This window comes from Pseudomonas gorinensis, assembly GCF_042015035.1.
GTDB lineage: Bacteria > Pseudomonadota > Gammaproteobacteria > Pseudomonadales > Pseudomonadaceae > Aquipseudomonas > Aquipseudomonas gorinensis.
In genome coordinates this window covers 628500-640787 of sequence record NZ_CP167125.1, presented here as the reverse complement: position 1 = coordinate 640787, position 12288 = coordinate 628500, and the positions used below count along the sequence as shown (strand labels likewise).

13 protein-coding genes are annotated in these 12288 nt (G+C 59.5%); 8 read left to right on the top strand and 5 right to left on the bottom strand.

Features of this window, described 5'->3' with window-relative positions:
• Window positions 1-215 precede the first annotated feature (215 nt).
• Window positions 216-1391 (bottom strand): tetratricopeptide repeat protein, encoded by a 1176-nt coding sequence (locus AB7933_RS02870; protein ID WP_024072812.1) that lies wholly within the window; start codon window positions 1389-1391, stop codon window positions 216-218.
• Between the two features lie 175 nt (window positions 1392-1566).
• Here AB7933_RS02870 and AB7933_RS02865 point away from each other — a divergent pair, with 175 nt between their 5' ends.
• The 4 genes from AB7933_RS02865 (at window position 1567) to AB7933_RS02850 (ending at window position 4439) form a co-directional block, all read left to right on the top strand.
• A complete protein-coding gene (locus AB7933_RS02865; protein WP_003236014.1) occupies window positions 1567-1737 on the top strand; it encodes a YhfG family protein in 171 nt (56 codons plus the stop codon).
• Window positions 1737-2336 (top strand): putative adenosine monophosphate-protein transferase Fic, encoded by a 600-nt coding sequence (locus AB7933_RS02860; RefSeq protein WP_024072811.1) that lies wholly within the window; start codon window positions 1737-1739, stop codon window positions 2334-2336. Before AB7933_RS02865 ends, AB7933_RS02860 begins: the two co-directional genes overlap by 1 nt.
• A gap of 806 nt (window positions 2337-3142) precedes the next feature.
• Window positions 3143-3499: a DUF1493 family protein gene (locus AB7933_RS02855; RefSeq protein WP_017848567.1), complete on the top strand. Its 357-nt coding sequence runs from the start codon at window positions 3143-3145 to the stop codon at window positions 3497-3499.
• A gap of 88 nt (window positions 3500-3587) precedes the next feature.
• Window positions 3588-4439 (top strand): DMT family transporter, encoded by an 852-nt coding sequence (locus tag AB7933_RS02850; RefSeq protein ID WP_024072809.1) that lies wholly within the window; start codon window positions 3588-3590, stop codon window positions 4437-4439.
• Window positions 4440-4495: 56 nt separating this feature from the next.
• Here the strand turns inward: AB7933_RS02850 and AB7933_RS02845 are convergent, their stop codons facing one another.
• Window positions 4496-6037, bottom strand: a complete 1542-nt coding sequence (locus AB7933_RS02845; RefSeq protein ID WP_024072808.1) for a phosphoenolpyruvate carboxykinase — start codon at window positions 6035-6037, stop codon at window positions 4496-4498.
• Window positions 6038-6216: 179 nt separating this feature from the next.
• On the bottom strand, window positions 6217-7119 hold the full coding sequence (gene hslO / locus AB7933_RS02840; protein ID WP_024072807.1) for an Hsp33 family molecular chaperone HslO: 903 nt from the start codon (window positions 7117-7119) through the stop codon (window positions 6217-6219).
• A gap of 126 nt (window positions 7120-7245) precedes the next feature.
• Here hslO and AB7933_RS02835 point away from each other — a divergent pair, with 126 nt between their 5' ends.
• A complete protein-coding gene (locus tag AB7933_RS02835; protein ID WP_024072806.1) occupies window positions 7246-8049 on the top strand; it encodes a phosphatase PAP2 family protein in 804 nt (267 codons plus the stop codon).
• 49 nt (window positions 8050-8098) lie between these two features.
• Here AB7933_RS02835 and AB7933_RS02830 read toward each other — a convergent pair whose 3' ends face one another.
• Window positions 8099-8506, bottom strand: a complete 408-nt coding sequence (locus AB7933_RS02830) for an RNA-binding S4 domain-containing protein (protein WP_024072805.1) — start codon at window positions 8504-8506, stop codon at window positions 8099-8101.
• Window positions 8507-8622: 116 nt separating this feature from the next.
• On the opposite strand from AB7933_RS02830, the gene AB7933_RS02825 reads away from it, so the two are divergent.
• From AB7933_RS02825 to rimK, 3 genes are read left to right on the top strand one after another with little or no spacing between them, the layout of a single operon-like run.
• Complete coding sequence (locus AB7933_RS02825) at window positions 8623-9402, top strand: EAL domain-containing protein (RefSeq protein ID WP_024072804.1); 780 nt, start codon at window positions 8623-8625, stop codon at window positions 9400-9402.
• A 31-nt stretch (window positions 9403-9433) separates the two neighbouring features.
• Window positions 9434-9898 carry an ATP-dependent zinc protease gene (locus tag AB7933_RS02820; RefSeq protein WP_172831368.1) on the top strand — a complete coding sequence of 155 codons (465 nt, stop codon included), beginning with the start codon at window positions 9434-9436 and terminating at the stop codon, window positions 9896-9898.
• A complete protein-coding gene (gene rimK, locus AB7933_RS02815; RefSeq protein ID WP_024072802.1) occupies window positions 9895-10800 on the top strand; it encodes a 30S ribosomal protein S6--L-glutamate ligase in 906 nt (301 codons plus the stop codon). The genes AB7933_RS02820 and rimK overlap by 4 nt, the downstream gene beginning before the upstream one ends.
• A gap of 76 nt (window positions 10801-10876) precedes the next feature.
• Here the strand turns inward: rimK and AB7933_RS02810 are convergent, their stop codons facing one another.
• Window positions 10877-12190 carry an ATP-binding protein gene (locus tag AB7933_RS02810; protein ID WP_024072801.1) on the bottom strand — a complete coding sequence of 438 codons (1314 nt, stop codon included), beginning with the start codon at window positions 12188-12190 and terminating at the stop codon, window positions 10877-10879.
• Window positions 12191-12288: the final 98 nt, after the last annotated feature.

Below are 12288 nucleotides of genomic sequence, written 5' to 3'. Positions count from 1 at the left end.
GTCGTGAGGAAAAAAGAGACAGGATGATACACAGGGTGCAGCCATGGCCTTGGGCCAAATGTGACAAGTTCGACTGTGTCTGTAGGAACGCCACAAACTAAATGTGGGAGGGGGCTTGCTCCCGATGGCAGTAGATCAGTCAGTTATGAGTAACCGATCCACCGCTATCGGGGGCAAGCCCCCTCCCACATTTTTAGAGCTGCGCTACGGCTGGATCAGCGGTTTTGCACCCGCTCGATGGCCGTGTCATACACTGGATTGGCCTTCTGCTCCTTGGCCAACTGGTAATGACGCAACGCATCCGCGAACTGCCCCGCCGCTTCGTAGATCCGCGCGATGTTGTAGTAGGCACCGGCCCGCACGGTCGCGGCATTGGCGCCGCTCGCCAGGGCGATGGCCTTGCGGTTGGCCCAGATCGACTCGGCGGTGTTGCCGGCTTTCTGATACGCCAGGCCCAGGTTGCCGTAGGCTTTGCCGAAGCCGTTGTCCAGCTCGATGGCCTGACGGAACAGGTCGATGGCTTCATCCAGCTTGCCCGCCTGATAGGCCGCCTCACCTTGCAGGTTCAGACGCTTCGCATCCGTTTGTGCGGAAGAGCTGACAGCCACGGCCGCGACCGCGACGCTGTCATCCAGCAACGGCTTGACTTCGTTGAGCACATCCTTGGCGTCCACATTCACACCGCTGAAGGTGTTGATGTCCTGGAAGTCACCGCTGCCCGTCATGCGGAACACGGTCCACAGGTTGCCACTGCGGTTTTTCGGCACGTAGTAGGTGCGCACCAGGGACTGGCCCATATACACGAACACCTTGGCTTCGCTGTTGGAGAGTTGGCGCGAACCCGGGTTGGCGATGTTGGTGAAGTCATGCACGGCATATACGTAGCTTTCGCCGTAGTGTTTTTTCTGCAGGGTGATGGTTTCCGGGCCGTAGCTGTCGACGTCATCCACGTCCAGCTCGGCATCGGTACCTTTCTGATTCTCGAAATAGATATTGTTGCCAGGGAAGATCATATGGGAGTCGAGGTCTTCCGGGGTCTTGCCCCAGGTCAGCACCACACGCAGGCCGTCGAGGTTTTCCATCACTGGGCTGATGGCGTAGGTCATGCCTTTGCACGGGCACTTCACCACCAGGTTTGAGTAGCCGGGCTTCTTGATGATCAACAGGTTGCTGGCATCATCAGCGGCTTCGCTGGTGAGGGTCACCTGGCCCTGGGCGTTGGTACGGCCTACCACGTTCTGCGCGCCGTTGCGTTGCAGCAACACTTCGGCGTCGGCGATTTTCTGATCCTTGACCACTGCGCTGAGCACCTCGATCGGCAACTGCTCGGCCTGGATCGAAAACGCCACTGCGCACAAAGACATCGCCGAAGCGACACGAAGCAAACCCATGCTTAACTCCCTTTAAGTAGTGGACGGGATCGTCCTACAAGATTTTGCGGTGAAACATACGCTGAATTCAGCACGCCGGCGGACTTTTTATACAAAATGTGACGTGGTTTTTATCCCGCCTGCCCGCTGACGCATTGCGCTACAATCAAACCTTGCTACCCAGGAGTACGCTGCGATGAGCGAACTGACGTTTGAGCAAAAACAGGATCACTACCACAAGATCCGCCGTTCCAATTACCTGGCCAGCCTGCGCCTGGAAGGGTTCGACACCCAACCCGCCGATGTCGACAAACCCCTGCCGACCCGTGAAGCTGTCCTCGCCAAGTACCGCAACACCCCACGCTGATGCTCGACAAATACGGGGTGGGCCAGGATCCGTACTGCTACCCCGGTAGCAGCGTCCTGCGCAACCGCCTCGATTTGCACGATGAAGCGCGCCTGCACCAGGCCGAGCGGGAATTATCCGAAATCGCCGTAGGCGGCCTCCCACTCTTCCCGCCGCCCTATGATCTTGAACGGCTGCAACACATCCATCGCACCCTGTTCGGTGACATCTACGACTGGGCCGGTGAACTGCGCAGCGTCAACATCCAGAAAGGCGACACCCTGTTCTGCACCCCGGAACGCATCCCACCAGAAGCCGCGAAGATCATCCGGCAGATGGCCGAGGCAAACTGGTTTATCGGCGAGAGCCAAACCGAGTTGGTGAGCAAGGTCGCCGAGGCCTATGGCGACCTCAACGTCATCCACCCCTTCCGCGAGGGCAACGGCCGGGCGCAGCGGATTTTGTTTGAACAGATCATCGTGAACGCGGGATATTCGGTGAACTGGTGGCTGGTCAAGCACGCGGCATGGATACCGGCGAATATTGACGCGGTGGCGTGTGATTATCGGGGCTTGGAGGCGATTTTCGAGCGGTGTATCAGCAGGCCTGCAGGGCAATGATCGTTCCACACACTCAGCATGGGAGCGCCGCCTGTGACGCTCTGCGTCCCGCCATCCGCGCACGGCTTGAACCCTCGGCAGGGGTGGATGCATTCCCACGCGGGAGCGCGGGAACGGTCTGATCAACGATGACGCGGTAAACCAGAAGAAACGCGGCAGCGTTGAGTTCTTCGCGAGCCGCTCGCACCTACAATTGAGCAGCTTGGCCTGTTGAAGCATTGCTAAGTCACCAGTGCCAGAAACGGTTGTAGGAAACCTCCAAACACCGCGACATCCTCTTCCCAAACTGCTTCAAATACCCGTTCAACCCTCTACAGAAGTTACCCGTAGCTGAATGAAAATAACGCCCTCTCAACTGTTTCGGCAGAAACCCGTGAACATCGAAAGGACTCAACACATCGGCCACTACGGGGTCATCTTCACCGTGATGCGCTTTGCAGTGGTGCCTGGCAATAGCCATGTCCTGGTCAGCCCTGAGCGATCACTCTCAACCTTCGTCCGACAATACCAAGGTGGGTGAAACGATGACCGAATACTCTTTTTGGATCATCCTCATCACCCTCGTCTTACTCGCCGTATTGCTCGACAGAAAGATGAAGCGCCCTGCCCTCAGAACGTGGCTTGGGTTCGCCCTGATAGTGACAAGCCCAACACTTCTGTTTGGCGCCACGCGCTGGGTAACCGAGCTACAATTCGACAGCATTCCGGTGCTCGCTTTTAGCTACGGCATTCGCTTGCTGGTCACTCGAAACAGTTACCGCCTCCAACGCAACCCTCCCCCTCACCCACTCCTGCGTGCCCCCACCATGAACCTCGCCCCCAACTTCCCCGAAGACCCCGTGATGCAGCAGCTCCTGCAACTGCTGCACGAAGAAATCGGCCTGCCGAAACACAAGACCATCCGCCTGCAAACCTCACTCAATTTCGACCTGGGCTGTGACGGCAGTGAAGCCAAGCAACTCATGGAAGCACTGGAGCAGGAATTTGCCCTCGACCTGGGCGACTACGACACTTATCGTTACTTCAACCCACCGGTCTTTGACGTGTTCCTCAAGCGTCGAGCCAAGGGGCGTGGCGAAAAGGTCCCGCTGACCATCGGCATGCTCTACCTGGCGATCAAAACCCACAGCTGGGATACGCAGACGCTGGAAAACCTGAGCTGAGCGACCGTCGACTCCAGGCACACCATTGGATCTGCGCTAACCTGGCGAGCCGCGCTCAAAACAACAAGGACCTTACATGGATGTAACAATGGGCCTGCTGGCCGCCCTGCTCTGGGGTGGCACAGACTTTCTCGTGGGCCTTAACGCCCGGGCCGTGGGCGTTAAACGCGCGGTGTACTTCGGCCAAGCCCTCGGCTTCCTGATCATGACCCTGCTGCTGGTGATCTTCCCGGCCTTGCTTCTCAAGGCCCTGAACGCCTCCCTGAGCACCTGGCTGCTGGGCATTGCTGCCGCGCTGTTCACCGTCTCCGGCGCCCTCGCCCTGTCCAAGGCTTTCGCCTTGGGCAAAGCCGCCATCGTCGCGCCGCTGGTGACGTCCTACGGCGTCGTCACTACCCTGCTGTCCTGGGCGAGCGGCGAACACATCAGCCTGATCCAGCTCAGCTGCATTGTCCTGTGCGTCATCGGTGTAATCCTCTCCAGCATTCACAAGGACAACGGCGTCCCCCACAGCACGTCAAACCGCTCCATCGCCTACGCCATGCTCGCGGCGATGCTGTACGGCACCAGTTTCTGGTTGCAAGGCCGCTACACGCTACCGACGCTGGGAGCGATCACCATGCTCTGGCTCGGCTACCTGGTGGGCCTATGCGTGCTGGTGGTGATGGTGTTGAAGATCAAGGATGGCCTAAAGATCCCGCCGTTGAAAAACTGCGCGGCGCTGACCGGCGCGAGTGTGATGAACCTGGGTGGTTTCTCGGCGTTTTCGTGGGGGGCGATGGCAGGGTCGGTGTCAGTAGTGACGGTCATCAGTACGTTATCAGGCGGGATTGCGGCGATCCTGGGGTTTGTGTTTTTCAAGGAACGCTTGTCGGCGGTGCAGGTGCTGGGGGTTGTGCTGGTACTGGTCGGGGCCGTAGTCCTGCACCTTGCGCAATGATCAGCGCCCACAAAAAAGCCGCCCACTGGGGGCGGCTTTTTAACAGCGGCTGACTCTTACAACTTCGGACCCGCAGCCTTGATCGCATCACTCACTTCAAACTTCTTGAAGTTCTCGATGAACAGGCCGGCCAGCGCCTTCGCTGCCTCGTCGTAAGCCGCCTTGTCAGCCCAGGTGTTACGTGGGTTCAACAGGCCAGTCTCAACACCCGGTACCGCCAACGGCACGTCCAGGTTGATGGTGTCGAGGTGCTCGGTTTCAACGCCGATCAGCGCGCCGCTCTGGATCGCTGCGATCACGCCGCGAGTGGTCGGGATGTTGAAGCGCTTGCCGACGCCGTAGCCGCCGCCGGTCCAGCCGGTGTTGACCAGGTAGACCTTGGAACCGAAACCACGGATGCGTTTGATCAGCAGCTCAGCGTACTCACCGGCAGGGCGTGGGAAGAACGGCGCGCCAAAGCAGGTGGAGAAGGTCGACTTGATGCCGCTGCCGGAACCCATTTCGGTCGAGCCCACCAGTGCGGTGTAGCCGGACAGGAAGTGGTAGGCCGCTTGTTCTTCGCTGAGGATGGACACTGGCGGCAGTACGCCGGTCAGGTCGCAGGTCAGGAAGATCACCGCGTTAGGCTCGCCACCCAGGTTCTTCTCGGAACGCTTGGCCACGTGCTCAAGCGGGTAGGCCGCGCGGCTGTTCTGGGTCAGGCTGACATCGGAGTAGTCGGCGTGCCCGGCCTCGTCGATGACGACGTTTTCCAGCACGGCGCCATGCTTGATGGCTTTCCAGATAACCGGCTCGTTCTTCTCGGACAGGTCGATGCACTTGGCATAGCAACCGCCTTCGATGTTGAACACCACGCCTTCGCCCCAGCCGTGCTCGTCGTCACCGATCAGGTAACGGCTTTCGTCGGCGGACAGGGTGGTCTTGCCGGTGCCGGACAGGCCGAAGAACAGGGTCACGTCGCCTGCTTCGCCAATGTTGGCGGCGCAGTGCATCGGCAAAACGTCGGCAGCCGGCAGCAGGAAGTTCTGTACCGAGAACATGGCTTTTTTCATCTCACCGGCGTAGCGCATGCCGGCGATCAGCACTTTTTTCTGGGCAAAATTGAGGATCACGCAACCGTCGGAGTTGGTGCCGTCACGCTCTGGCACGCATTCGAAGTTGGCCACGTTGAGCACTTGCCACTCGTCACGGCCGGCCGGGTTGTACTTGGCCGGGTTGATGAACAGGCAACGACCGAACAGGTTCTGCCAGGCAGTCTGGGTGGTCATCTTCACGGCCAGGTAGTGGTCTTCGGAAGCCCCTACATGCACGTGGGAAACGAAATGCTCTTGCGCGTTGTTGAACGCCTCGACACGCGCCCACAGGGCGTCGAACTTGTCGGCCGGAAACTTGCGGTTGATCGGGCCCCAGGCAATGGCGTCCTGGGTGGAAGGCTCTTCAACGATGAAACGGTCGACTGGCGAACGGCCGGTACGGTGACCGGTTTCTACGACCAGCGCGCCAGTATCGGCAAGCACGCCTTCACCGCGCTGCAGGGCTTCTTTGACCAGATCGTCAACACTCAGATCGGTGTATACGGCGTTATTGGCTTGCGTCATGAGGTTCCCCGTCGGCCTATGGCCGAGTGCTCCAAACGTTTTGTAGTAGAAAGTTGCGCACTACTACCGCGAAAAAAGTGGGCCGGATTATGCCAGAAAAGCCCAAAAAAAGTAGGGCCCTCCCGTCAGAACAGCGCTAATCCGGCATTTGTCAGGTGATTTACCTGTACTTAAACGTTTTAGTGGCGGGTATCGGAAGGGGTATCAATGCCCGCCCCGGCGAACAATTGAGCCACATCGGCAGCATCGAACAGGTAGCGCTCGTTGCAGAACTGGCAATCGATCTCGATATTTCCACCGTGCTCCACCACCAATGCCTGCGCATCTTCCAGGCCCAGGCTGACCAGCGCATTGGCCGAACGCTCGCGCGAACAGCTGCAATTGAAGCGCAGGGACTGTGCATCGAACAGGCGTACAGCCTCTTCGTGGTAGAGGCGATGCAGGATGGTTTCGTTATCCAGGGCCAGCAGCTCTTCAGCGGTGAGGGTGCCCGCCAGGGCGGTCAGCTTGCGCCAGCTGTCGGTGCGCTCATCGTCGTCCTTGATGCGGTCGGCCGGCAATTGTTGCAACAACAGGCCACGGGCACACATGCCGTCGGCGTTGAGCCAGAACTTGGTGCCGACTTGCTGGGACATCACGAAATAGTTGGTGAAGCAATCCGACAGGGTTTCGCCGTCGAGGTCGACGATGCCCTGGTAGCGCTGGCCTTCGGTGGGGTCAACGGTGATTGCCAGCACGCCGTTGGCCATCAGGTCGGACAGGGTCGCGTCCGGGGCGATCAAGTCGGCGTCGTAACGGGCCAGGCCACGGATTTCCCGCTCGCTGGAACATTCGATCATCAGCATCGGAACAGGGCCTTCGGACCGCGCCTGAAGAATCAGCAAACCATCGAATTTCATGGTGCCTACCAGCAGCGAAGCCGCCGCCATCAACTCACCGAGCAGTTGCGCGACCGGCTCCGGATAGGGGTGCTTGGCAAGGACTTCGGCATAGCTGCGCTCCAGCGAGACCAGTTCGCCGCGGGCGTCGATCTCGTCGAAGATGAAGCGTTGGGTGAAGTCGGTATCCGGTAAATCAGTCATAGGTCTGGGTATCTGAATTGATGACAAATTGATGACAAGGTTTATAAAATTAAACGCTTTAGCACCAAATTGGTGCGGTTTTCTCCTGGCAACAGAGAGCTTATATAGAGCGAAGAGGGACAGTTTATGAACAATCCGGGTTTGTTCCAAGCCAAGTGGAACCTCCGGCGATGGGCTCTTTGCAATCTACTCGCTATCGGACTGCTGGTTTTTTGGCTGTGGCCCACGGGCCAGATGCTGTGTGTGATTTTCGACGAGTGGCTGTTTCACCTGCTCAATGACCCGCTGGCGACCAGCCCGACCTGGCTGCACACGTGGGCCGTAGCCAGTCTGCGGCCGTTTGATGCGGTGGTCGGGGTTATCTTGCTGACGTTGCTGATTCGCGGTGACTGGGTATTCAAGGCCGCGCAGGTGCGCCAGGCGACGTTAGGATTTGTCGGCATTCTGCTGCTGTTGCTGTTCATCCGCATGCTGTTTTCCAAACTCGCGGCACAGATGGGCTGGCAACACAGCAGCCCGTCGATGGTCATCAGCGGCGCCATTCAAATGAGTGACTTTTTCCCTGGCCTGGAGAAGGCCTGGGAGCTGAAAGACCGTTCGAGCCAGAGCTTCCCGGGGGACCATGCTTCGGTGTTGCTGATCTGGGGGATGTTCATGACCGTGTTCGCCAGGCGGGTTGGCCAGGTACTGGTGATCTGGGGCCTGGCGCTGTTGTTCATGATGCCGCGCCTGGTGGCGGGGGCGCACTGGGGCCAGGACGATTACATCGGCGGCGTGCTGCTGGCGTTGCTGGCGCTGGGGTGGGGGTATTACACGCCGTTTGCGGCGAAGGTGTCGGGCGCTTTGCTACACGTGACGGCGCCGCTGTTCGGCCTGTTTCAGCGAGTGCCGCTGATCGGTCGACTCAGTGTCGTAAGGGCAACGCATTAGCCTGCGGCGAGCGGGCTTGCCACAACAAGCCCGCCACCGTTCGACAAGGTTAATCATCATTGCCACTGCCGCGAAACTTGAACAGGTCGCGGCGCTGCTTCTTGCTCGGCTTGCCATCGGTGGTCATGCCGGTGGCACCTGCCTTGCGCATGGCCGCCGCATTTTCGCGCTTGGCGATGCTGGCTTCCGTTTCGACATACAGCGCTTGCGCTTCGGGCGCACCACGGCGAACGGTGGAAAGGGCCTGGACCACGACGGTCTTTTCTTCAAAACCTATACGAACCTGCAACTCATCGCCGATCCGCGGCTCCTTGCCCGGTTTGCAGCGCTCGCCGCGATGATGCACCTTGCCGCTCTCAATAGCGGCCTTGGCCAGGGCACGCGTTTTAAAGAAACGCGCCGCCCACAACCACTTGTCCAGACGGACTTTTTCTTCCTCTTCCTGCTTTTGAGCCACTTGAATTCCTCGCTCTGAAAAATGTCGCAACTTTACCGTTGAAACCCTTCGACGCATAAACCCCCAGGCTCACCTAAGATACGCCAGGTAGTAACTTGTTTACGCGAGGATATCCTGTGACCGAATTCCCGACTTCACTCACCTCGCCTGATCAACGCTGCGTGGGGTGCCAGCAAAGCGAACCCCTGGGCTTTGATTTCGCTTTCGCCTACCAGCCTATCGTAGACCTGCGTGACCATTCGATCTTTGCCCACGAGGCCCTGGTGCGCGGCACCCATGGCGAAGGGGCGCTGTCAGTGCTGGAGCAGATCAACGATAGCAACCGTTACCGTTTCGACCAGCGCTGCCGCACCCTGGCGATTGCCGGTGCCGCGGCACTGGGCATGCAAACCCGACTGTCCATCAACTTCATGCCCAATGCCGTCTATCGGCCCGAGCTGTGCATTCGCAGCACCCTGGAGGCAGCCCGGGCACATAACTTTCCACTGAACCAGCTGATTTTCGAGACACTGGAAAGCGAGCATGTAGATAACTATCGCCATTTGACCAATATTCTGCGTGAATACCGCGAATTCGGCTTCATGACCGCCATCGACGATTTCGGCGCGGGCTATTCGGGGCTGAATCTGCTGGCTGATTTCCAACCTGACCTGATCAAACTCGACATGGCGCTGATTCGCGATGTCGACCAGGATCGTGTCCGGCAGGTCATCGTCCAGGGGATTGTCACAATCTGTGAGCAGTTGGGGGTTACTGTCATCGCCGAAGGCATCGAAAGTGCCGGGGAGCGTGACTTCCTGTCCGACTGCGGAATATTTCTGATGCAGGGATACTGGTTCGCCAAACCCGCATTCAAAGCCCTGGCCGAGGTTACACCGAAGGCTTGGGCGAATTGACCGGTTACCCATATTGAAGACATTTGACCATTTGACCGTTGTGGGTCTGCGTGAGTGGGTAGCACTTCCCGACCTGGGAGTGGCTGGCCTGCGCGCCAAGATCGACACCGGTGCCAGCACCTCAAGCCTGCACGCCACCGACATCGAGCCTTTTGAGCGTGACGGTGAGAAGTGGGTGCGCTTTACCGCGCACCTGGGCAGCGTTGTACAACTGCGCCACCGCCGCTGCGAAGCACCCCTGGTGACGATGAAAACCATCAAGAGCTCCAACGGCCATGCGCAGGTGCGCTACGTGATCAGCACCACCTTGGCATTGGGTGATCGGGTGTGGCGAGTTGAGTTCACCCTGGCCTGCCGCAAGGCCATGCGTTACCGCCTGCTGCTGGGCTCCAAGGCGCTGATTGACGGCCACCTGGTGGTCAATCCCGGCGTCAAGTACGTTCAAGACAAGCCGGTGTTCCCGGTCTCTACAATTTCTACCCCAGGTGCTGCATGAAGATTGCTGTGCTGTCGCGAAACCCGCGTCTGTATTCCACCCGCCGCCTGGTCGAGGCCGGCACCGAGCGTGGCCATGAAATGGTGGTGATCGACACGTTGCGTGCCTACATGAACATTGCCAGCCACAAGCCGCAGATTCACTACCGCGGCAAGCCGCTGGAGGGATTCGATGCGGTGATCCCACGTATTGGCGCCTCGGTAACGTTCTATGGCTGCGCCGTGTTGCGCCAGTTTGAAATGATGGGGGTGTACCCGCTCAATGAATCGGTCGCCATCGCGCGCTCGCGGGACAAGCTGCGTTCCCTGCAACTGCTTTCGCGTCGCGGGATCGGCCTGCCGGTCACCGGGTTTGCCCACTCCCCCGACGATATCCCCGACCTGATCGAAATGGTCAACGGTGCACCGCTGGTGATCAAGGTGCTCGAAGGTACCCAGGGTATCGGTGTGGTGCTGTGCGAAACCGCGACGGCGGCCGAGTCGGTGATCGAAGCCTTCATGGGCCTCAAGCAGAACATCATGGTGCAGGAGTACATCAAGGAAGCCGGCGGTGCGGATATCCGCTGCTTCGTGGTGGGCGACAAGGTGATTGCAGCAATGAAGCGCCAGGCCAAGCCGGGTGAGTTCCGCTCCAACCTGCATCGGGGCGGCAGCGCCAGCCTGATCAAGATCACCCCGGAAGAGCGCATGACCGCGCTACGGGCGGCCAAGGTCATGGGGTTGAGCGTGGCGGGCGTGGATATCTTGCGCTCCAATCACGGGCCGCTGGTGATGGAGGTGAACTCATCGCCGGGCCTGGAAGGGATCGAGACCACCACCGGCAAGGATGTGGCGGGGATCATCATTCAGCACTTGGAGAAGAGTGGCGGGCCGAATATGACCAGGACCAAAGGCAAGGGCTAGCACTACCGCCCCTGACGCAATCTATAACCCAATACGGGAGGGGCCGCCCCTCCCCTATTTTGATCTGGGTTGTTTGCTAGACAGCGTCCCTGGGCAACATCAGCCCCAGCGGCAAGCGCACCCGCGCCTCCAGACCGCCGCCCTCACGGTTACGCAGTTCGACGTTACCGCCATGCATCGACGCAATCCGCCGCACAATCGCCAAGCCTAAACCGGTGCCCTTGCCACCCCGGGCACGGTCGCCACGGGTGAACGGGTTGAAGATGCCTTCCAGCTCCGCAGGGTCGATACCCGCTCCTCGGTCCATCACGCTCAGCACCACATAAGGCGCTGCGCTGTCGCCGGACACATATGCCGCTACTTCCACATCGGAACCGGCGTGGTGCAAGGCGTTTCCGATCAGGTTGTTCAACAGACGCTTCATGGAAACCCGGCGCAACGCGAACGGCTGGATCGGCTCCAGACGCATACGCACCTGTTCGCCATTCTGGTTGTAGGGCGCCACCACCTCGCGCACCAGGTCGGTGAGGTCGACTTCTTCCACGACTTCATCACGGCCATCGCGGATAAACGCCAGGAACTGGTCGAGAATCGCGTCCATATCCTCGATATCGCGCACCATGTCGTCGGTCAGGTCGGTATGGTTGCCCATCAGTTCCAGGGACAAGCGCAATCGCGTCAACGGCGTACGCAAGTCATGGGACACCCCCGCCAGCATGAGCTCGCGTTCGCGCCCGGCCTGTTCGACGTCCTCCGCCATCTGGTTGAACGCGCCATACACCTCGGTCATCTCGCTGGGAGTATCGCTGACCGGCAGGCGCACGCTGCGCCCCTGCCCCAGCTGGCGGGCGGCAAATACCAGGCGTTTGAGAGGCTGGTTGAGCTGACGCACAAAGATCCACGCCGACGCCGTCGAGAGCAGGCCGATGGCCAGGAACCAGCCCAACACGTTCCAGATCTTCTGTCCCCGCAGTGGGTGCGGGTACAGCGGTACTTTCAACCAGTCTTCACCCAGGCTCGGCGCGCGCACCCACAGCGCTGGAGAAACGTGCATACGCAACCGAACCTCGGTGTCTTCACCCAGCTCCGCCTGCATCTGGCGCTGGTAGATTTCACTGTAGGGCCAATGCTGTTCTCCCTCCGGCACACCCGCGCCGGCGACGCGCACGAGGGTGGCCGCCTTGGCGATCTTCTCGCGGTTCTCGGGATCGGCGGCCCAATAGGCACGCAATGTCAGTGCAACGCCGTGGCTGTATTGTCGATCCACCAGCACGTCCTCGTTCATCAATAGATAAACCAGCGTCAGTGCCTTGGAGAACAGAACGACGATCAGCACCAGCCAAAGGGTGCGGGAGAAAAAACTTTGGGGGAACCACAGCGGGGTTTTCATAGAAGACAGCTAGACACCTTGCAGGAACGAGCAGCGCTCGCAGAATTGCAGACGCCGGGTATCCCGTCGACCCTCATCGGGCCAATCGCCAGGATACC

What these genes read in the sequence shown, in the direction of transcription:
- AB7933_RS02860 (WP_024072811.1), top strand. Translation starts at nt 1,737, where the DNA reads ATGCTCGACAAATACGGGGTGGGCCAGGATCCGTACTGCTACCCCGGT.
- hslO (WP_024072807.1), bottom strand. Translation starts at nt 7,119, where the DNA reads ATGACTGATTTACCGGATACCGACTTCACCCAACGCTTCATCTTCGAC.
- AB7933_RS02810 (WP_024072801.1), bottom strand. Translation starts at nt 12,190, where the DNA reads ATGAAAACCCCGCTGTGGTTCCCCCAAAGTTTTTTCTCCCGCACCCTT.
- AB7933_RS02865 (WP_003236014.1), top strand. Translation starts at nt 1,567, where the DNA reads ATGAGCGAACTGACGTTTGAGCAAAAACAGGATCACTACCACAAGATC.
- AB7933_RS02835 (WP_024072806.1), top strand. Translation starts at nt 7,246, where the DNA reads ATGAACAATCCGGGTTTGTTCCAAGCCAAGTGGAACCTCCGGCGATGG.
- AB7933_RS02845 (WP_024072808.1), bottom strand. Translation starts at nt 6,037, where the DNA reads ATGACGCAAGCCAATAACGCCGTATACACCGATCTGAGTGTTGACGAT.
- rimK (WP_024072802.1), top strand. Translation starts at nt 9,895, where the DNA reads ATGAAGATTGCTGTGCTGTCGCGAAACCCGCGTCTGTATTCCACCCGC.
- AB7933_RS02870 (WP_024072812.1), bottom strand. Translation starts at nt 1,391, where the DNA reads ATGGGTTTGCTTCGTGTCGCTTCGGCGATGTCTTTGTGCGCAGTGGCG.
- AB7933_RS02855 (WP_017848567.1), top strand. Translation starts at nt 3,143, where the DNA reads ATGAACCTCGCCCCCAACTTCCCCGAAGACCCCGTGATGCAGCAGCTC.
- AB7933_RS02850 (WP_024072809.1), top strand. Translation starts at nt 3,588, where the DNA reads ATGGGCCTGCTGGCCGCCCTGCTCTGGGGTGGCACAGACTTTCTCGTG.